Raw genomic sequence first — 18,441 nt, forward strand, 5'->3', positions numbered from 1 at the left:
AGTCTCTGGTCCAGGTCCGACTAGTCCTCGCTCGACGCGGTCGGCAGCTTCGTCTGGATCAGATCCATCACGGAGGAGTCCGTGAGCGTGGTGACGTCACCCAGCTCGCGGTTCTCGGCGACATCCCGAAGGAGCCGCCGCATGATCTTCCCGGACCTGGTCTTCGGCAGCTCGGCCACCGGCAGGACCCGCTTCGGCTTGGCGATCGGCCCGAGCGTCGTGCCCACGTGGTTCCGCAGGTCCGCCACGAGCCCCTCGTCATCGGCGTTCGCGGTGCCCCGCAGGATCACGAAGGCCACGATGGCCTGCCCGGTGGTCTCGTCCGCCGCGCCCACGACCGCGGCCTCGGCGACCGCCGGGTGCGAGACGAGCGCCGACTCGACCTCGGTGGTGGAGATGTTGTGCCCGGATACGAGCATCACGTCGTCCACGCGGCCGAGCAGCCAGATGTCGCCGTCGTCGTCCTTCTTGGCGCCGTCACCGGCGAAGTACTTGCCCTCGAAGCGCGACCAGTACGTGTCGAGGAAGCGCTGGTCGTCACGCCAGATGGTGCGCAGCATCGAAGGCCACGGCTCGGTGAGGACGAGGTAGCCGCCACCGCCGTCCGGAACTTCCCGCGCCTCGTCGTCGACGACGGTCGCGGAGATGCCCGGCAGCGCGCGCTGGGCGCTGCCCGGCTTGGTCTCGGTCACGCCCGGCAGCGGCGAGATCATCATCGCGCCGGTCTCGGTCTGCCACCAGGTGTCCACGATGGGGCACTTGTCGGCGCCGATGTTCTTCCGGTACCACATCCATGCCTCGGGGTTGATCGGCTCACCGACCGAACCGAGGACCCGCAGGCTGCTGAGGTCGAACTTCGCGGGGATGTCGTCGCCCCACTTCATGAACGTACGAATCGCCGTCGGCGCCGTGTAGAGGATGGTCACGCCGTACTTCTGGACGATCTCCCAGAAGCGCCCCTGGTGCGGGGTGTCGGGCGTGCCCTCGTACATGACCTGCGTCGCGCCGTTCGCCAGCGGGCCGTACGTGATGTACGAGTGCCCGGTGACCCAGCCGATGTCGGCCGTACACCAGTAGACGTCGGTCTCCGGCTTGAGGTCGAAGACGGCGTGGTGGGTGTACGCGGCCTGCGTCAGATAGCCGCCGGAGGTGTGGAGGATGCCCTTCGGCTTACCCGTCGTGCCCGACGTGTAGAGGATGAAGAGCGGGTTCTCGGCGTCGAAGGCCTCCGGCGTGTGCTCGGCGGACTGGCGCTCGGTGACCTCGTGCCACCACAGGTCGCGGCCCTCGGTCCAGGCCACGTCCTGGCCCGTGCGGCGTACGACGAGGACATGCTCGACGGAGCTGCCGTCGCGCCCGACCGCGTCGTCCACGGCGGGCTTCAGGGCGGCGGGCTTGCCCCTGCGATAGCCGCCGTCGGAGGTGATGACGACCTTGGCGTCGGCGTCCGCCACACGCGTGGCGATCGCGTCGGCGGAGAAGCCGCCGAAGACCACGGAGTGCGCGGCGCCGATGCGGGCACAGGCCAGCATCGACACGACGGCCTCGGGGATCATCGGCAGATAGACGGCGACGCGGTCGCCCTGCCGGACTCCGAGCTCGGTCAGCGCGTTGGCGGCCCGGCTCACCTCGTCTTTGAGTTCGGCATAGGTGATGGCCCGGCTGTCGCCGGGCTCACCCTCGAAGTGGATCGCCACGCGGTCGCCGTTACCAGCTTCCACATGACGGTCCACGCAGTTGTACGCGACGTTGAGCTTGCCGTCGGCGAACCACTTCGCGAACGGCGGGTTCGACCAGTCGAGCGTCTCGGTCGGTTCGGTGGCCCAGGTCAGCCGGCGGGCCTGCTCGGCCCAGAAGCCGAGCCTGTCAGCCTTGGCCTGTTCATACGCCTCCGCGGTGACATTGGCGTTGGCCGCCAGGTCGGCCGGCGGCGCGAACCTTCGCTCTTCTTTAAGAAGGTTGGCCAGGCTTTCGTTGCTCACGACATCTCCCATTCCCAGGGTGTCCGTTGTGTCCAAAGCCTCAGCTCATCAGACACGCACCCCTGGTGACAAGAGCCTGCCGAAAATTGGTTTAGACCTTTACCCGGGTGGGTGGCTCCTCGTGCGGTGATTCCTCGTGTGGTGACGGTGTCACCTGGTCGAATACGTCGTCGGGGCTCTCGGTCAGCAGATACGCCTGCGCCTCGCCGACATGGAAGTACATGCCGTGCAGTTCGAGGGCGCCCTCGGCCATCCGCCGCGCCACGGACTCGTGGCCGCGCAAGTGCTCCAACTGCTGGACCACGTTGGTCAGGCAGAGCTGCTCGACCGCGTCGGCGGGCGCGCGGCCCGCGAGCCGTGCCCACCCCTTCTGGTGGGCGGCCAGCCGCTCGAGGCTCGGCATCCCGTGCCGCAGCCACCGCCTCAGGGGCGTCTGCGCCCCGCCGGGCGGGGTGTTGAGCAGCGCCTGCATCGCCCCGCACCCGGAGTGCCCGCACACGGTGATGGACCGCACCTTCAGTACGTCCACGGCGTACTCGATCGCCGCGGCCACCGAGTCGTCCCCGCTCTCGGCGCCCGGCAGCGGCACCAGATTGCCCACATTGCGTACGACGAAGAGGTCGCCGGGGCCGCTCGACGTGATCATCGAGGTGACGAGCCGGGAGTCCGCACAGGTCAGGAAGAGCTGTGAGGGCTGCTGCCCCTCCCGTGCGAGGCGGGCCAGCTCGCCCCGCACATGCGGCGCGGTGTTCCGCTGGAACGCGCTGATGCCGCTTGCCAGTTGATGACCGCTGGGACGTCCCTCGCCCTGCGGGGCTTCCTGGGGCCGGTCGCAGTGGTGGTTGCGCCAGGCCGTCCAGGGGCGGCAGCACGAGTGCGAAGCTCCCCCGTGCTCCAGGCTTCGATCAAGCAGGGGGTGCCCGTTCGCCGGTTCGGCGATCCTGGCTCCCGCGCGGCCGGTCACCTCGACGGTGCCGCCCTGTGCGGTGTGCGCGTCCTGCCAGCACTGCAACGCTTCGTACGCCGCGTGGTCCATGAAGGACCCGTCAAGCTCCACGACGGCCGACGCCTCGTGGGGCACGAGGTGCAGGGTCCTGCTGAGCCGCGGCACGGCTAGGAACGTCAACTGCCCCCGCGCGCGTACGTGATGGACTCCGCCTTCCTCGGAGTGGGTGATCCGGGTGCGGGCGAGGCGGTGCAGCGCGACGGCCACGGCGATGGCCACGCCGAGCGCCACGCCTTCGAGCACTCCGAGGACGACCACGCCGATCGTCGTGACGGTGTAGACGAGGATCTCGCGGTGGCGGGTGATGGTGCGGATGTGGTTCAGGCTCACCATCTGGATGCCGACCGCCATCACCAGGGCGGCGAGCGCGGCGAGCGGGATCAGCTCCAGGGCGGGAGCCATCAGGAGGGCGGCTACTACTACCCAAACGCCGTGCAGCATCGAGGAGTTCCTGCTGACGGCACCGGCTCGCACATTGGTCACGCTGCGCACGGCGACCCCGGCGACGGGGAGCCCGCCGAGCGCCCCGGACACGGCGTTCGCGGCGCCCTGGCCGAGCAGTTCACGGTTGAGGTCGGACCGTCCGACGCCCGCGCCGGGCCCCGGTCGCCCGGCGATGAGCTTGTCCACGGCGACGGCGCCGAGAAGCGACTGGACGCTGCACACCAGCGTGACGGTGAGCACGGCGGCGACGATCCCGAGCACGGGCCCTTCGGGCAGCCCCGCCAGCGCGTGACTGCGCCACGATGGCAGGTCGACCTTGGTCACGCTGAGACCGGCGAACGAGGCGACCGCCGTCGCGACGGCCACGGAGATGAGCGCGGCGGGCACGACACGCACAACGCGGCCCGCACGCCCGGGAATCCGGGGCCAGAGCAGCAGAACCGCCAGAGTCAGGGCACTGATCGACAGCGCGGACGACTGTACGTCGGCCAACTGGGCCGGTAGCGCACGGAGGTTGTCGAGCACGGCGCTCTGGGGGGTGCCGCCGAGCATGATGTGCAGCTGGGCGACGGCGATGGCGACGCCGATGCCGGCCAACATGCCGTGCACGACGGCGGGGCTGACGGCGAGCGCGGAGCGGGCCACGCGCAGGCAGCCGAGGCCGAGTTGGGCGAGTCCGGCGAGGACGGTGATGGCGCAGGTGGTCCGCCAGCCGTACTGGTGGATGAGGTCGGCGGTGACGACCGTGAGACCTGCGGCGGGGCCGCTGACCTGCAGCGGCGATCCGCCGATCCATCCGGCGAGCAGACCGCCGACGGCGGCGGAGACAAGTCCTGCCTGGAGCGGTGCTCCGGTGGCGAGGGCGATACCGAGGGACAGCGGCAGGGCGATCAGGAAGACGGCGATCGAGGCGGACAGATCGGCGCCCGCGATGCGGAACTTCCGGAACCTGGGGAACTTGGGGGGCTTTCCGGGCGGCGGTGCGTGGGCCTCGTGGTCGCGTGATGCGTGGGCCGAGTCGGTGGCGTGGGCGGGGACGCAGGCAGACATGGTTTCCCGTCTCCTCCGGGGCAGCGCGGTCGCGGGACAGGGGGTCCTCCGGCGGTCTCCGGAGGGCGGGTCGCGGCCGTGGGTCACGGCGTTGCAGCGGCGGGATATCTCAACTCTCGGTAAACGAATCGTAATGGAGAGTAAAGGCCACAGATAGACAAATAGGGCAAATGGACCACTGGATCACTCTGAAGAGTGAATAAAGCATTTTGTCGGCTTGTCGGAACCCGCGCCCCATGTCTCCGTGCGACGTTGGCGGCGCTGTAGGGCATTTACGAGCATTTGCGAGCGTATGCGAGCAATTCGGCCGCAAGGCCCAAGGGTCTCCGCGGGCAGCTCGTGCCCTGATTCGAAGCCGACTTGAAGGAAGAAGGTGGGCGGAAGATGGCCGCCACCCAGAGGATCCAGCGGATCGCCGCGGGCATCACCGCTCTCGTGGCATGTGTCGCGGCACTGGCCGGTTGCTCCGGCGGTGCCGCCGGCGTCAAGGAAGGCGCGCACGGCGCCAAGAAGGCGGCTCCGGCTCCGGCCCCCAAGAGCGCGGTCCGCATGATCGGTGACGGCTCCACCGCCTTCACCGGCCGCCAGCCGCACCTGTCCAGACCCGAGCGACTGAAACCGGGCCAGAAGCCGCCCCAGTTCGTGGTCTTCTCCTGGGACGGAGCGGGCGAGGACAGTCAGAAGCTCTTCTCGCACTTCCGCAAGGTGGCCAAGCGGAACAACGCCACGATGACGTACTTCCTCAGCGGCGTGTACATGCTCCCCGAGGCGAAGCGCAAGCTCTACGACCCGCCGCAGCACCTCGCGGGCAGCTCGGACATCGGCTTCAACGACCGCAAGGGAATCAAGGACACCGTGGACCAGCTCCGCGGCGCCTGGCTCGAGGGCAATGAGGTCGGCACCCACTTCAACGGTCACTTCTGCGGGGCGAGCGGTGGCGTGGGTCAGTGGTCGGTCGCCGACTGGAAGAGCGAGATCAACCAGGCCAAGTCCTTCGTCAAGGGCTGGAAGACGAACACGGGCATGAAGAAGGCGCAGCCGCTGCCCTTCGATTACGACAAGGAACTCGTCGGCGCCCGCACGCCCTGCCTCGAAGGCCAGAAGAACTTCACGCGAGCGGCCCGCGAGCTGGGCTTCCGCTATGACACCAGTGGCGTCAACAACCAGCTGTGGCCCAAGAAGAAGGAAGGCCTCTGGGATCTGTCGATGCAGCTCGTGCCGGTTCCCGGCCGCAAGTTCGAGACTCTCACCATGGACTACAACTTCATGGTGAACCAGTCGGGTACGACGTCCCAGGGCGACCCGGACAAGCACGAGTACTGGGGCGACCAGATGCGGGACGGTCTGCTCCAGGGCTTCGACCGCGCCTACAAGGGCAACCGCGCCCCCCTGATCATCGGCAACCACTTCGAGTCCTGGAACGGTGGCACGTACATGCGCGCCATCGAGGAGACGATCAAGTCGGTCTGCACCAAGCCCGACGTGCGCTGCGTCTCCTTCCGTCAACTCTCCGACTGGCTGGACGCCCAGGACCCGCAGACCGTGGAGCACCTGACCAAGCTCCCGGTCGGCGAGGCCCCGAAGAAGGGCTGGGCGTCCTACCTCTCCGCCAAGCCCGCGCCGGCCCCGAAGGGCGTCCCGGGCGCTCCGGCGGCCAAGCCGTAGCTCCCTTCGGAGAGTTCAGGCCGTGGCCACCGGCCGCTGCTCACCCAGTACGAAGTCGGGGTCGACCTGGCCTGCCAGGTCGGCGCCCGTCCGCTCGTTGCCCCAGCTCTGTGCGTTCTTCAGATGGAAGTGGACCATCTGGCGGGTGTAGCGGTCCCAGTCCCTGCGCTCGTACGAGGCGTCGGCTGCGGCCTGAAGTGCTTGCAGGGAGCGGTGGTTCTCCTCCTCCAGGAGGTCGAACCGGGGCGGGCGGCCCTTCTCCATGGCGCGCACCCAGTCCGAGTGCCCGACGGTCACCAGGAGGTCGTCGCCCACCTGCTCGCGCAGGAAGTCGATGTCGTCCTGGCCCTGCACCTTGTTGCCGACGACCTTGAGGTCGATCCCGAAGTCCCGTGCGTATTCCTTGTACTGGCGATAGACGGAGACCCCCTTCCGGGTCGGCTCGGCCACCAGGAACGTCATGTCGAAGCGGGTGAACATGCCGGACGCGAAGGAGTCGGAACCGGCGGTCATGTCGACGACCGCGTACTCGTCGCGCCCGTCGGCCAGGTGGTTCAGGAACAGCTCCACCGCCCCCGTCTTGGAGTGGTAGCAGGCGACACCGAGATCGGCTTCGGTGAACGGCCCGGTGACCATCAAACGCACGCCGCCGCCGTCGAGTTCCACCGGCCGCGCACACGCGTCGTACACCGGATTGTCCTCGCGCACCCGAAGAAGCCGCGAGCCTTCACCGGGGGGCGTCGTCTTGATCATCGTGTCGGCGGAGGCGATCCGCGGATTGGAGCCCCGCAGGTAGTCCTTGATGAGCGGGAGGCGCGCGCCCATGGCGGGCAGCTGTGCGGCATCCGTCTCGTCGAGGCCGAGCGCGGGGCCCAGGTGCTGGTTGATGTCGGCGTCCACCGCGATGACGGGCGCGCCAGTGGCGGCGAGGTGTCGGACGAAGAGCGAGGACAGCGTGGTCTTGCCGCTGCCGCCCTTCCCTACGAAAGCGATCTTCATGTTCACCAAGGGTAGCGGCACGATTACCTGGCGTATCCATTCAGCGTGAAGAAGACCACTCCTTCGTGGGGCGGACGCCGGGTGTGCGTAGGGTCGTACTCATGAGTACGACAGCCGATCCTTCCCCAAGCTCTCGAAGCGGCTCGAGCGGGGGAGACCCCATTGCGGCCCTGGGTGCACTGCCCGGCGTGGCCGACTCCGTGGACTCCGTGCGCAAGGCCGTGGACCGGGTCTACGGACACCGGATCATGCGGCGCCGCAGCAATGAGCTCACCTCCGAGGCGGCGCTGCGCGGCGCGCGCGGCTCGGCGGCGCTCTCGGGTGCCGAGTGGGCGCTCGAAGAGGTACGCCGCCGCAGCGACTTCAGCGGGGACGAAGAGGCCCGCACGGTCGGCGCGGCCCTGCGGTTGACCGCTGAGGCGGGCCAACTCCTGTCCATCTGGCGGCAGTCGCCGCTCCGGGTCCTCGCGCGCCTCCACCTGGTCGCAGCCGCGGAGAACGACGAGGCGGCGGGCCGCCCGCGTCTCGCGGGCGAGCCGGTCGACGAGCCGCTCGTCGAGCTGGATGTATCCGACTCCGAAGAGGTGGCGGGCCGGTTGGAGGGTCTCTCGGAGCTGATCGTCGCGGGCGGTTCGGCGCCTGCTCTGGTGACGGCGGCCGTGGTGCACGGCGAACTGCTGAGCCTGCGCCCCTTCGGCTCGCGCAACGGTCTGGTCGCGCGGGCGGCCGAGCGCATCGTCCTGGTGGGCAGCGGGCTCGACCCGAAGTCCATCTGCCCGGCCGAGGCGGGCCATGCGGAACAGGGGCGGGCTGCCTACGTGGCGGCGCTCGACGGCTATGTGTCCGGTACGCCGGAGGGGATGGCCGCCTGGATCGCCCACTGCGGCCGTGCGGTCGAGCTGGGGGCCAGGGAGACGACGGCGGTCTGTGAGGCGCTCCAGCGGGGCGCGGCGTAAGGCTTCCCGGGGCCTACGTAGAAGGCCCTGCACAGGGTTGCGGCGGTACGAGTTCTCGTACCGCCGCTGGCATGTTCACCGTGTTACCAAGCGTCCTCGTAAGTTGCCCATCAGGTCGGGAACTTAGCCCGTCACCTGGTGCGGCTGGCCCGTAATCGACGGGTCGACGTCGCGTGGGTGCTCGATGTTCATGCTTCGGTCCGTGGGGCCTTGGTTGCGTTCAAAGGTAATCCTCTCGGATGTCCTTGGTCTCGCGGGCCGTTGACTCCTTTGTACTCCTGTCCTGGGGTAAGCGGAAGTCCTGGCCCTACTTCTTTACTTTTAGGTTCAAATAAGGGTGAATCGGGCACGCGTGTTCCGGCGGCGGCTGGCGACCCAGACGAGCCCCGCGGCGGCGGCCGCAGCACCCACCGCGGCCACCAGGACGAGCGTGGGACGGGACGGCGCCCGGCGCCGCTCCTTGAGTCTGACCGGGCGGTGGAAGTCCAGAATCGGCCACCCGCGCGCGAGCGCCTCGCGACGCAGCGCGCGATCGGGGTTGACCGCGTGCGGATGCCCGACGGACTCGAGCATGGGGATGTCGGTGACCGAGTCGCTGTAGGCGTGACAGCGGTCGAGGTCGTACCCCTCGGAGGCCGCGAGCTCCTTGATGGCGGTCGCCTTGGTGGGGCCGTAGGCGTAGTACTCCACCTCGCCTGTGAAGCAGCCGTCGTCGCCGACGACCATCCGGGTCGCCACCACTCGGTCCGCTCCGAGGAGTTCCCCGATCGGCTCCACGACTTCGGCGCCCGAGGTGGAGACGATGACGACATCCCGTCCCGCGGTGTGGTGCTCCTCGATGAGGGATGCGGCCTCGTCGTAGATGATCGGGTCGATCAGGTCGTGCAGTGTCTCGGCGACGATCTCTTTGACCTGCTGCACGTTCCATCCGCGGCAGAGCGCGGAGAGGTACTCGCGCATCCGCTCCATCTGGTCGTGATCGGCTCCGCCGGCGAGGAAGACGAACTGTGCATATGCCGTTCTGAGTACTGCCCTGCGGTTGATCAGGCCGCCTTGGTAGAACGACTTGCTGAAGGTGAGAGTGCTCGACTTCGCAATGACCGTCTTGTCCAGGTCAAAGAAGGCAGCTGTCCGAGGCAAGGAGTGGTTTTCCACGAGCTCGAGCATAGGCGCCCACCATTCGGCGTAAGGTGAGGCGCGTGGGTTTGCCTGAGAAGGCTCTCGGGTACACCATGGAAGTCACGGATCGTTCGCGACCGTGCTAACCCGGTCTGGCTCCTCCCCCCCCGAGTCGGACCGTGGGGACGACCCCCGCTCTCCCCCCCGGCGGGGGTCGTCGCATGTCCGGATGGGTTTTCCCGGCATCTTTTGACCCTCATTCGATCGCCTGACCCCACCTTGTGGCTGATCCGGCGATCTCTTGGCATGTCCAAGATCCGTCACTGTGCGTATCCATCAGGCTGCTCTGCGGAAGCCTGTGGGATGTCTCCGGTAAGTCCCCGTGATGTCACCGGTATGGGTGAAGGAGATATTCACAGGCGCCGTGTTGTCCACAGTTATTGACCAAGATCCACACGTTATCCGGGATCGCTGCACGCTGATTCCGCCCGTTCTGCACGCGAAGTTCATGGCCGGATTGCTTTGGCCGGTTCAACGCCGATGTGGAACGCGGCATTCACAGTGCTTGTGGTGAGAGGGGGTTGGAGATCGTGGCTGGAGTGATTGCGTGCGACAGGCCGCCGTCGTCCGATGGACGGCAGGGCGGACCGCTGATCGTGACGGAAGATGTGGAGCTGCTCGACGACCTGCTGCGGCTGTGCGCCGCGGCGGGCGCGCGGCCCGAGGTGCAGCACGGCGTGCCCGAGCGCAGGGGCGGCTGGGACGCGGCGCCGCTGGTTCTGGTCGGGGACGACGCGGTGGACCGGGTGCGGGGAGCCGCGCGCAGACGCGGGGTCGTGCTGGTCGGGCGGGATCAGGATGATTCCGGGGTCTGGCGGCGTGCGGTGGAGATCGGTGCCGATCATGTGCTGGTCCTGCCGGACGGCGAGCGCTGGCTGGTGGACCGGATCGCCGATGTCGCCGAGGGCGTGGGGCGGCCCGCGCTCACGGTGGGGGTGATCGGCGGCAGCGGCGGGGCAGGGGCCTCGACACTGGCGTGCGCGCTGGCCGTCACGGCGGCCCGCGCGGGGCGGCGCACGATGCTCGTGGACGCCGACCCGCTCGGCGGCGGGCTCGACGTGCTGCTCGGCGGCGAGGCGGCCGACGGGCTGCGCTGGCCCGCGTTCGCCCAGTCCAGGGGCAGGGTCGGCGGGGGCGCGCTCGAGGAGTCGCTGCCCGAGCTGCACGCCTTGCGGGTCCTGAGCTGGGACCGGGGCGACTCGGTGGTCATCCCGCCCGAGGCCATGCGCGCGGTGATCGCCGCCGCCCGCCGCCGGGGCGGGGTGGTGGTCGTGGACCTGCCGCGCCGGGTGGACGAAGGGGTGGCCGAGGCGCTGGCCCAGGTGGATCTGGGGCTCCTGGTGGTACCGGCGGAGCTGCGCGCCGTCGCGGGGGCGCGGCGGGTCGCGTCGGCCGTGGGGATAGTGCTGCGGGATCTGCGGGTGGTGGTCGGCGGCGGCCCTCTTGGTGGCTTCGGTGGCTTCGGTGGCTTCGGTGGGTCCGATGGGTCCGGTGGCTTCGAGGCGGAGGAAGTCGCGCGGCTGCTCGGGCTTCCGCTCGTCGGTGAGCTGCCGAGAGAGGGCGGCTTGTCGGCGGCGCAGGCCAAGGGAATGCCGCCCGGAGGTGTCGCGAGGGGGCCGCTGGCTCGGTTCTGCGCGGGCTTCTGGGAGCGGGTTCCCGTCGATGCCACCGGAGGCGGCTCATGAGCGCCGTCGGTGCCGTCGTCGGGGCCAGGATGCTGGACGGGGTGCGCCAGTGGCTCGCGGAGAACGGCACCGAGCCGACCCCGGCCCGCGTCGCCGAGGCGCTGCGGGCACAGGGCAGGGTGCTCGGCGACGCGGAGGTCCTGGGAGCGGCGGCGCAGTTGCGCTCCGAGCTGGTCGGCGCGGGACCCCTTGAGCCATTGCTCGCGGACGGTTCGGTCACCGATGTGCTGGTGTCCGCGCCCGATCGGGTGTGGGTGGACCGCGGCGGAGGCCTGGAGCTGACCGCGGTCTCCTTCAGGGACGCGGCGGCGGTGCGGCGGCTCGCACAGCGGCTCGCGGCCGTGGCAGGACGCCGGCTCGACGACGCCAGGCCCTGGGTGGACGCGCGACTCCCGGACGGAACCCGCCTCCACGCGGTGCTGCCCCCCGTCGCCGTCGGCTCGACGTGCCTCTCCTTGCGTGTCGTACGCCCCCGGGCCTTCACCCTCACGGAACTGGTCGCGGCGGGGACGGTTCCGCCGGGCGGGGACCGGGTGCTGCGCGCCCTCCTGGACGCCCGGCTGTCCTACTTGATCAGCGGCGGGACAGGCTCGGGCAAGACGACGTTGCTGAGCGCCCTCCTCGGTCTGGTGGGCCCTGGGGAGCGGATCGTGCTCGCCGAGGACTCGGCGGAGCTGCGCCCCGACCACCCCCACGTGGTGCGCCTGGAGGCTAGACCGGCGAACCAGGAGGGAGCGGGCCAGGTCGGCCTGGACGACCTGGTGCGGCAGGCGCTGCGGATGCGCCCCGACCGGCTGGTCGTGGGCGAGGTGCGGGGTGCGGAAGTCGTCCATCTCCTGGCAGCCCTGAACACGGGGCACGAGGGAGGCTGCGGCACGGTGCACGCGAACGCCGCCGGGGACGTTCCCGCCCGCCTGGAGGCGCTGGGGACGGCGGCGGGCCTCGACCGGGCGGCGCTGCACAGCCAGTTGGCGGCCGCGCTCTCCGTGGTGCTCCATCTCGTACGGGACCGGGCGGGGCGGCGGCGGATCGCCGAGGTTCATGTCCTGGAGCGAGATCCGTCGGGCCTTGTGGTGACGGTGCCCGCGCTGCGGTGGGGCGAGAAGGAATTCGTCCGGGAGCGGGGCTGGGAGCGGCTGAACTCGCTTCTGGGTGACGGTATTTCGGGTGGTGCGGGATGAGCGCGTCGGGGGTGGCGGGGGCTGTGTGTGCGGGAGGAGCGGCCTGGCTGATGGCTGGGCGGGGATCGGGGATGCGGCGGGCGCGGGAGGTGCTCAGGAGCGGCGATGAGGTCGTGCCGGAGCGCTCGATGTGGCGGCGGGCCACTGCGGTGGTCGCAGTCGGCGGACGGGTGCGGCACGAATGGTGGGTCCTTGCGGGCGGGGCGGCGGTCGCCCTGCTCGGGGAGTCCGTGCTGCCGCTGATCCTGGGGGCGGCGGGGGTGCCGCTGATACGGCGCGTGCGGCGGGCCAGGGACGCACGGCTGGCGGGGGAGCGGCGGGCCACCGCGGTGATCGCGTTGTGCGGGGCGCTCGCGGGGGAGGTGCGGGCGGGGCGGCAGCCGGGGGAGGCGCTGAGGGCGGCGGCCGGCGAGTCCGAGTCCGGCCTTGCGGGTGGTGCCGGCGCGGGGCTCGGTGCGGCGCGGGCCGGGGTTCTCGCGGCGGCGCGGTTCGGCGGGGATGTGCCGGGGGCGCTCGAGGAGGCGGCTCGGGAGCCGGGGGCCCAGGGGCTGTTGGGGCTCGCCGCGTGCTGGCGGGTGGCGGTGGACCGGGGCGCCGGGCTCGTGGCGGGTCTTGAGCGACTGGAGGGCGCGCTGCGGGCGGAGCGGGATCAACGCGCTGATCTGCGGGCGCAGTTGGCGGGGGCGCGATCGACGTCGGTGATGCTCGCGGGTCTTCCGGCGCTCGGGCTGCTCATGGGCAGTGCGCTCGGGGCGGCGCCGTTGAAGGTGCTGCTGCATACGGGGGCGGGGTTCGGGTGCCTGGTGGTGGGCGGGGTGTTGGAGGGCGTCGGCGTGTGCTGGGCGCTGCGGATCGTTCGAGGGGCGGAGGAGCGATGAGCCTGGGTGTCCACGAGTTGGGGGTGGCGGTGTGGGGTGCGGTGGCCGTGCTGTGGCTGGTGTCGGCGGTCCTTGCGGTACGGCGCGAACGGGCGGTGCGGTGGCGTGCGGGGATCGTACTGGGGAGGGCGGAGCGGCCGACCGGGGCCCCGTCGAGGCGATGGCTCGGGCGGCGGGACGCGGTGCGGCGATGGCTGGCGGTGGCCGGGGCGGCGAGCGCCGGGTGGGTGCTGGTCGGTGGTGTTCCGGGGGGCCTGGTGGGGCTGGGTGCCGGGTACGGCGTGTGGCGTTGGTGGCGGGGGCGGGGTGCTGGCGCCGCGGAGTTCGACGTCGCTGAGGCCGCTCGGCAACTTCCCTTGGCGGCAGACCTGTTGGCGGCCTGTGTCGCGGCGGGCGCGGGGCCTGTGGTGGCGGCGCAGGCCGTGGGCGATGCGCTGAAGGGGCCGGTCGGCGAGCGGCTCGCGCAGGGGGCCGCGGAGTTGCGGCTCGGGGGTGAACCAGCCGACGCCTGGCGGAGGTTGGGCGCGATACCGGGCGCGGGGGCGCTGGCCCGCCTGCTGGAACGGGCGGGTGAGTCGGGGGCTCCGGCGGCCGATCCGGTGGCGCGTCTCGCCGCGGACTGCCGTGCCGAACGGAGCCGTTCGGCGACGGCGGCAGCACGCAGGGCCGGCGTGCTGATGACGGCACCGGTGGGGCTCTGCTTCCTGCCCGCGTTCCTCGCGGTGGGGGTGCTGCCGGTGGTGATCGGCCTGGCGGGCGGGTTGTTGGGCGGCAGCTGAGGGATGAGCGGCGGCTGAGTGACGGGCGGCTGCCTTGGCATCGATTTGACAGTGAACGGACGCGAATTTCATGGGGGTTGGGATGTGGGGACAGCTGTGTGCACGGGCGTTGCGCCGCAGGGCGCGTGCGGTGTGCGGGGACGTGGGAATGGTCACTTCGGAGTACGCGATGGGGCTGATCGCAGCGGTGGGGTTCGCCGGACTGCTCTACAAGGTGGTGACGAGCGGGCAGGTCAGGGCGGCGTTGCAGGCGGTCGTGGAGAAGGCGCTCGATGTCCAGTTCTGAGTGGCCCCGGGGTGGTAGGGGCTGCCACGGAGACCGGGGGTTCGTGACGGCTGAGGCAGCCGTGGTGCTGCCCACGCTGGTGCTGTTCACGATGGCGCTGGTCTGGGCGTTGCTGACCGCGTCCGCGCAGATCCAATGCGTGGACGCGGCTCGGGCCGGGGCCCGAGCGATGGCCCGGCAGGACCCCGAGAGCGCGGCTGTGGCGGCGGCGCGGCAGGCGGCACCGCGTGGCGCGTCGGTGGCGGTGCGGCGGGACGGCGACCTGGTGCGGGTGGAGGTCACGGCGGACTCGCCGGGGCCCCGAGCGCTCGGGCTCGGGCTGCGGCTGCGGTCGGAGGCGGTGGCGTCGGCGGAGGAGACGGTGGGGGTGGGCGCATGAGGGGGCGGGTGTGTCGCCGGACTGCCGGGGCCGCGTCGGACCGGGGCGCCGCCACCGTGTGGGTCGTCGTCGTGATGGCCGTGCTGTGCGTGGTCTGCGGCGCGGTCCTCGCGATGAGCCAGGTGATCGTCGCCCGCCATCGAGCGGGCGGCGCGGCCGACTTGGCGGCGCTTGCTGCGGCGGACCACTGGATGGAGGGGCCTGCCGGTGCCTGTGCCAGGGCCGGGCGGGTGGCCGAGGCGCAGGGGACGCGCGTCGTGCGGTGCGCGGTGCACGGCGAGATCTCGGACGTCACTGCGGCGGCTGGCTTCGGCCCGTTCGTGACGGAGGTCAGATCCCGGGCGGGACCTGCGGGACCTGCGGGACCTGACGCCGAGCCGTCAGGGAGCGGGCGCGTCTTTGAGGAGGACGGAGAGGAGGCGGACCGCGCCGCGTTTGTGCAGGGGGTCGTTGCCGTTGCCGCACTTCGGGGACTGGATGCAGGACGGGCAGCCGGCCTCGCACTCGCAGGAGTCGATGGCCTGGCGGGTGGCGGTGAGCCACTCGCGGGCCGTGTGGAAGGCCCGCTCGGCGAAGCCCGCGCCGCCCGGATGGCCGTCGTACACGAAGACGGTGGGCAGGAGCGTGTCCGGGTGGAGCGGGATGGAGACGCCGCCGATGTCCCAGCGGTCGCAGGTCGCGAAGAGCGGCAACATGCCGATGGAGGCGTGCTCGGCGGCGTGCAGGGCGCCGCCGAGAATCTCCGGGTTCACGCGGGCGGCGTCCAGTTGGTCCTCGGTGACCGTCCACCAGACCGCGCGGGTGCGCAGCGTGCGGGGCGGGAGGTCGAGTTTCGTCTCGCCGAGGACCTCACCCGTGATGAGTTTCCGGCGCAGGAAGGAGACCACCTGGTTGGTGACTTCGACGGAGCCGTAGCAGAGGCGTCCGGAGCCCCAGGGGATCTCGGTGTCCGTCTCCAGGATGGAGATGGCCGTGGTGTCGCGGGCCGTCGTGGAGTACGGCGGAACAGCCTCCTCGACCAGGGCGACCGAGTCCTCCAGGTCCAGGCTGCGGACGAGATACGTGAGGCCCTGGTGGAGGTGGACCGCGCCCTCGTGCACGGCGGTGTGCGCGGCGGACGCGTCGACGGTGCCGAGCAGTCGGCCCGTGCCCTCCTCGACGATCTGGATGGGCTTCCCGCCCTCGCCGCGGATGTCGGTGAGGTCGGCGGCCCGCTCCCGGCGGGTCCAGTGCCAGGCCTTCGTGCGGCGGCGCAGCAGTTTCGCGGCCTCCAGCTGCGGGAGCAGCTCCGCGGTGGCCGGGCCGAAGAGGGTCAAGTCGTCGTCCGTGAGCGGAAGTTCCGCGGCGGCCGCGCAGAGGTGGGGCGCGAGGACGTACGGGTTGTCGGGGTCGAGGACCGTCGACTCCACAGGCTGCTGGAAGAGGGCCTCGGGGTGGTGGACGAGATACGTGTCGAGCGGGTCGTCGCGGGCGACGAGGACGGCGAGCGCGCCCTGCCCGGAGCGCCCGGCGCGGCCCGCCTGCTGCCAGAGGGAGGCACGGGTCCCCGGATAACCGGCGATGATCACGGCATCCAACCCGGAGACGTCTACGCCGAGTTCGAGGGCGGTCGTGGCCGCGAGCCCGAGGAGCTCGCCGGAGTGCAGCGCGCGCTCCAGGGCCCGGCGTTCCTCGGGGAGATAGCCGCCCCGGTAGGCGGCCACGCGGCGGGCGAGAGACCGGTCGACCGCCGAGAGGCGTTCCTGGGCGATCACCGAGATCAGTTCGGCGCCGCGCCGGGAGCGTACGAAAGCGACCGAGCGGACGCCCTGGACGGTCAGGTCGGTCAGGAGGTCGGCCGTCTCGGCGGTGGCGGTGCGGCGGACGGGGGCGCCCTTCTCGCCGTGGAGCTCGGTGAGAGGGGGTTCCCAGAGGGCGAAGACGAGCTCGCCGCGGGGTGAGGCGTCGTCGGCGACCTCCTTCACCGGCAGTCCGGTGAGGCGTTCCGCGGCGATGGCCGGTTCCGCCGAGGTGGCGGAGGCGAGGAGGAACACGGGATCGGAGCCGTAGCGGGCGCAGAGGCGGCGCAGGCGGCGCAGGACCTGGGCGACGTGGGAGCCGAAGACGCCGCGGTAGGTGTGGCACTCGTCGATGACGACGTAGCGCAGGGCGCGCAGGAAGGAGGACCAGCGGGGGTGGGACGGGAGTATCCCGCGGTGCAGCATGTCGGGGTTGGTCAGGACGTAGTTGGCGTACTGACGTACCCATTCGCGTTCTTCGACGGGGGTGTCGCCGTCGTACACGGCGGGGCGGATGGCGTTGCCGAGGGGCGCCGCCAGTTCGCGTACCGCGCGGCGCTGGTCGGCTGCCAGGGCCTTTGTCGGGGCCAGGTACAGCGCAGTCGTGCCGCGGCCGTTGGGGGCCTCGGAGCCGTCGAGGAGGGCCGAGAGGACGGGGGTGAGATAGGCCAGCGACTTGCCCGAGGCGGTGCCGGTGGCGACGATCACCGACTCGCCGTCCAGCGCGTGCTCGGCGGCGAGTGCCTGGTGGGCCCAGGGGTGCTCGATTCCGGCCGACTGCACTGCGGCGACGACCTCGGAACGAATGCGATCAGGCCAGACTGCATAGCGGGCCTCGCGCGGGGGCAAGTGCTCCGTATGAGTGACGCGCGAAGCACGGCTCGGTCCCGCGGTGAGCCGGTCCAGGACCGTCCGTGGAGACGTGCGTTCCGGGGCGCCCGTGGAGGGTCCTCCGGGAGGGGAAAAGTCGGCCATCGGCACCGAGTGTGTCACTGGCGGGATGGACAATGGTCCCAAGGCGTCGTGCACGCCTGCCTGTAAGTGATTGAATGCCATCGCGGCTGGCGATCCGTCCCGGGGGCTCTGCCGAGGTATCCCAAGGGATGACCGCTCGATAGCAAGGTGCTGGAGGATCCGTGGACCTGTCCCTGTCGACCCGTACCGTCGGCGATCGCACGGTCGTCGAGGTCGGTGGAGAAATCGACGTCTATACCGCGCCCAAGTTGCGCGAACAGTTGGTCGAGTTGGTGAACGACGGCAGTTTCCACCTGGTCGTCGACATGGAGGGCGTGGACTTCCTCGACTCCACCGGACTCGGCGTGCTGGTCGGCGGCCTGAAGCGGGTGCGTGCCCATGAGGGCTCGCTGCGCCTGGTGTGCAACCAGGAGCGTATTTTGAAGATCTTCCGCATCACCGGCCTGACCAAGGTGTTCCCCATTCACACCTCGGTCGAGGAAGCGGTCGCGGCCACCGACTGAGAGCCGGATGTCCCGGGCCGGCTGCCGGCCGGTCCCGGGGGTGGCAGTACAGCAGGGGACCGGGCCCTCGGCCCGGCCCTCTGACAGCACGCGCGTAAGTCCGAGGGGGATGCATGGCCACCGTTGAACTCCGCTTCAGCGCGCTGCCCGAGCACGTCAGGACCGCCCGACTTGTGGCGGCGGCGGTCGCGCGCAGGGCCGGAGTGGACGACGCCGTCCTCGACGAGGTCAGACTCGCCGTGGGCGAGGCCTGCACGCGCGCCGTCGGGCTGCACCAGAGCAACGGTGTCTCGGCGCCCGTGCGGGTCGCCCTGATCGAGGACGAGAAGCAGTTCTCCATCGAGGTCGGCGACGAGGCCCCCCATGTGGTTCCCGGCGACCGGGCGCCCGGCGCGCGGCCCGGTGAGGTCGATCTGGACGCCGAGGGTGAGGACGAGATGGGTCTCGCCGTCATCAGCGGGCTCGTGGACGATGTGGAAGTCACCGCGGGCGAGGGTGGTGGCCTCATCCGGATGACGTGGCCGACGACCCCGGCCGAGCTTCTCTGACAGCTGGCACCGTCGCGCGGAACCGCGCCACGGAACCGTGCCTCAGTACCGCGTCTCAGAGCTGAATCAAGGTCTTGCTCCCGACTCCGGGAGCAGGGCCTTTTCTTTTATGATCATTACCTCCCGGCTTTTATGATCATTGCCCCGGTCATTTGCCGCGTGCTGTAT

15 protein-coding genes and 1 pseudogene are annotated in these 18,441 nt (G+C 70.7%); 11 read left to right on the top strand and 5 right to left on the bottom strand.

Annotation, left to right across the window (positions count from 1 at the left end; all coding sequences use genetic code 11):
- Nucleotides 1-20: 20 nt before the first annotated feature.
- Complete coding sequence (gene acs, locus ACGFSB_RS10400; RefSeq protein WP_393396761.1) at nt 21-1,994, bottom strand: acetate--CoA ligase; 1,974 nt, start codon at nt 1,992-1,994, stop codon at nt 21-23.
- A gap of 79 nt (nt 1,995-2,073) precedes the next feature.
- A complete protein-coding gene (locus tag ACGFSB_RS10405; protein WP_393396763.1) occupies nt 2,074-4,482 on the bottom strand; it encodes a bifunctional SulP family inorganic anion transporter/carbonic anhydrase in 2,409 nt (802 codons plus the stop codon).
- A gap of 384 nt (nt 4,483-4,866) precedes the next feature.
- On the opposite strand from ACGFSB_RS10405, the gene ACGFSB_RS10410 reads away from it, so the two are divergent.
- Entirely contained in the window at nt 4,867-6,147 is a 1,281-nt protein-coding gene (locus ACGFSB_RS10410; protein WP_393396765.1) for a hypothetical protein, read from the top strand.
- Between the two features lie 15 nt (nt 6,148-6,162).
- Here ACGFSB_RS10410 and ACGFSB_RS10415 read toward each other — a convergent pair whose 3' ends face one another.
- Nucleotides 6,163-7,146 carry an ATP-binding protein gene (locus ACGFSB_RS10415; protein WP_393396767.1) on the bottom strand — a complete coding sequence of 328 codons (984 nt, stop codon included), beginning with the start codon at nt 7,144-7,146 and terminating at the stop codon, nt 6,163-6,165.
- A gap of 101 nt (nt 7,147-7,247) precedes the next feature.
- Here ACGFSB_RS10415 and ACGFSB_RS10420 point away from each other — a divergent pair, with 101 nt between their 5' ends.
- The gene (locus ACGFSB_RS10420) at nt 7,248-8,102 is read left to right on the top strand and encodes an oxidoreductase (RefSeq protein ID WP_393396769.1); all 855 of its coding nucleotides are present in this window, start codon (nt 7,248-7,250) and stop codon (nt 8,100-8,102) included.
- Between the two features lie 327 nt (nt 8,103-8,429).
- Here the strand turns inward: ACGFSB_RS10420 and ACGFSB_RS10425 are convergent, their stop codons facing one another.
- Nucleotides 8,430-9,269, bottom strand: coding sequence for an HAD family hydrolase (locus ACGFSB_RS10425; protein ID WP_393396771.1), 840 nt, complete (start codon nt 9,267-9,269; stop codon nt 8,430-8,432).
- A gap of 542 nt (nt 9,270-9,811) precedes the next feature.
- On the opposite strand from ACGFSB_RS10425, the gene ssd reads away from it, so the two are divergent.
- From ssd to ACGFSB_RS10460, 7 genes and pseudogenes are all read left to right on the top strand, one after another.
- A complete protein-coding gene (gene ssd / locus ACGFSB_RS10430) occupies nt 9,812-10,966 on the top strand; it encodes a septum site-determining protein Ssd (protein WP_393396773.1) in 1,155 nt (384 codons plus the stop codon).
- On the top strand, nt 10,963-12,147 hold the full coding sequence (locus ACGFSB_RS10435) for a TadA family conjugal transfer-associated ATPase (RefSeq protein ID WP_393396775.1): 1,185 nt from the start codon (nt 10,963-10,965) through the stop codon (nt 12,145-12,147). Before ssd ends, ACGFSB_RS10435 begins: the two co-directional genes overlap by 4 nt.
- A gap of 50 nt (nt 12,148-12,197) precedes the next feature.
- Nucleotides 12,198-13,025 carry a type II secretion system F family protein gene (locus ACGFSB_RS10440; protein WP_393396777.1) on the top strand — a complete coding sequence of 276 codons (828 nt, stop codon included), beginning with the start codon at nt 12,198-12,200 and terminating at the stop codon, nt 13,023-13,025.
- Nucleotides 13,022-13,804 (top strand): type II secretion system F family protein, encoded by a 783-nt coding sequence (locus ACGFSB_RS10445; protein WP_393396779.1) that lies wholly within the window; start codon nt 13,022-13,024, stop codon nt 13,802-13,804. Before ACGFSB_RS10440 ends, ACGFSB_RS10445 begins: the two co-directional genes overlap by 4 nt.
- A 70-nt stretch (nt 13,805-13,874) precedes the next feature.
- Nucleotides 13,875-14,090, top strand: coding sequence for a DUF4244 domain-containing protein (locus ACGFSB_RS10450; protein WP_393396781.1), 216 nt, complete (start codon nt 13,875-13,877; stop codon nt 14,088-14,090).
- Nucleotides 14,077-14,469: a TadE family type IV pilus minor pilin gene (locus ACGFSB_RS10455; protein ID WP_393396782.1), complete on the top strand. Its 393-nt coding sequence runs from the start codon at nt 14,077-14,079 to the stop codon at nt 14,467-14,469. Before ACGFSB_RS10450 ends, ACGFSB_RS10455 begins: the two co-directional genes overlap by 14 nt.
- Nucleotides 14,466-14,807 (top strand): annotated as a pseudogene (locus tag ACGFSB_RS10460) (Rv3654c family TadE-like protein); the annotation flags it as partial. The gene ACGFSB_RS10455 and the pseudogene ACGFSB_RS10460, both read left to right, overlap by 4 nt.
- Before the next feature lie 42 nt (nt 14,808-14,849).
- Here ACGFSB_RS10460 and ACGFSB_RS10465 read toward each other — a convergent pair.
- Nucleotides 14,850-17,303 (bottom strand): DEAD/DEAH box helicase, encoded by a 2,454-nt coding sequence (locus tag ACGFSB_RS10465; protein ID WP_393396784.1) that lies wholly within the window; start codon nt 17,301-17,303, stop codon nt 14,850-14,852.
- A gap of 80 nt (nt 17,304-17,383) precedes the next feature.
- Here ACGFSB_RS10465 and bldG point away from each other — a divergent pair, with 80 nt between their 5' ends.
- Together bldG and ACGFSB_RS10475 are read left to right on the top strand one after the other, a co-directional pair.
- On the top strand, nt 17,384-17,725 hold the full coding sequence (gene bldG / locus ACGFSB_RS10470; protein ID WP_003975386.1) for an anti-sigma factor antagonist BldG: 342 nt from the start codon (nt 17,384-17,386) through the stop codon (nt 17,723-17,725).
- A gap of 113 nt (nt 17,726-17,838) precedes the next feature.
- On the top strand, nt 17,839-18,273 hold the full coding sequence (locus tag ACGFSB_RS10475; protein WP_393396786.1) for an ATP-binding protein: 435 nt from the start codon (nt 17,839-17,841) through the stop codon (nt 18,271-18,273).
- Nucleotides 18,274-18,441: the final 168 nt, after the last annotated feature.

The sequence above is a fragment of the Streptomyces sp. NPDC048441 genome (assembly GCF_043200235.1).
Classification (GTDB): Bacteria; Actinomycetota; Actinomycetes; order Streptomycetales; family Streptomycetaceae; genus Streptomyces.

What these genes read in the sequence shown, in the direction of transcription:
- acs (WP_393396761.1), bottom strand. Translation starts at nt 1,994, where the DNA reads ATGGGAGATGTCGTGAGCAACGAAAGCCTGGCCAACCTTCTTAAAGAA.
- ACGFSB_RS10475 (WP_393396786.1), top strand. Translation starts at nt 17,839, where the DNA reads ATGGCCACCGTTGAACTCCGCTTCAGCGCGCTGCCCGAGCACGTCAGG.
- ACGFSB_RS10465 (WP_393396784.1), bottom strand. Translation starts at nt 17,303, where the DNA reads ATGGCATTCAATCACTTACAGGCAGGCGTGCACGACGCCTTGGGACCA.
- ACGFSB_RS10420 (WP_393396769.1), top strand. Translation starts at nt 7,248, where the DNA reads ATGAGTACGACAGCCGATCCTTCCCCAAGCTCTCGAAGCGGCTCGAGC.
- ACGFSB_RS10435 (WP_393396775.1), top strand. Translation starts at nt 10,963, where the DNA reads ATGAGCGCCGTCGGTGCCGTCGTCGGGGCCAGGATGCTGGACGGGGTG.
- ACGFSB_RS10455 (WP_393396782.1), top strand. Translation starts at nt 14,077, where the DNA reads ATGTCCAGTTCTGAGTGGCCCCGGGGTGGTAGGGGCTGCCACGGAGAC.
- ACGFSB_RS10415 (WP_393396767.1), bottom strand. Translation starts at nt 7,146, where the DNA reads ATGAAGATCGCTTTCGTAGGGAAGGGCGGCAGCGGCAAGACCACGCTG.
- ACGFSB_RS10445 (WP_393396779.1), top strand. Translation starts at nt 13,022, where the DNA reads ATGAGCCTGGGTGTCCACGAGTTGGGGGTGGCGGTGTGGGGTGCGGTG.
- ACGFSB_RS10405 (WP_393396763.1), bottom strand. Translation starts at nt 4,482, where the DNA reads ATGTCTGCCTGCGTCCCCGCCCACGCCACCGACTCGGCCCACGCATCA.
- ACGFSB_RS10410 (WP_393396765.1), top strand. Translation starts at nt 4,867, where the DNA reads ATGGCCGCCACCCAGAGGATCCAGCGGATCGCCGCGGGCATCACCGCT.
- ACGFSB_RS10440 (WP_393396777.1), top strand. Translation starts at nt 12,198, where the DNA reads ATGGCTGGGCGGGGATCGGGGATGCGGCGGGCGCGGGAGGTGCTCAGG.
- ACGFSB_RS10450 (WP_393396781.1), top strand. Translation starts at nt 13,875, where the DNA reads ATGGGGGTTGGGATGTGGGGACAGCTGTGTGCACGGGCGTTGCGCCGC.
- ACGFSB_RS10425 (WP_393396771.1), bottom strand. Translation starts at nt 9,269, where the DNA reads ATGCTCGAGCTCGTGGAAAACCACTCCTTGCCTCGGACAGCTGCCTTC.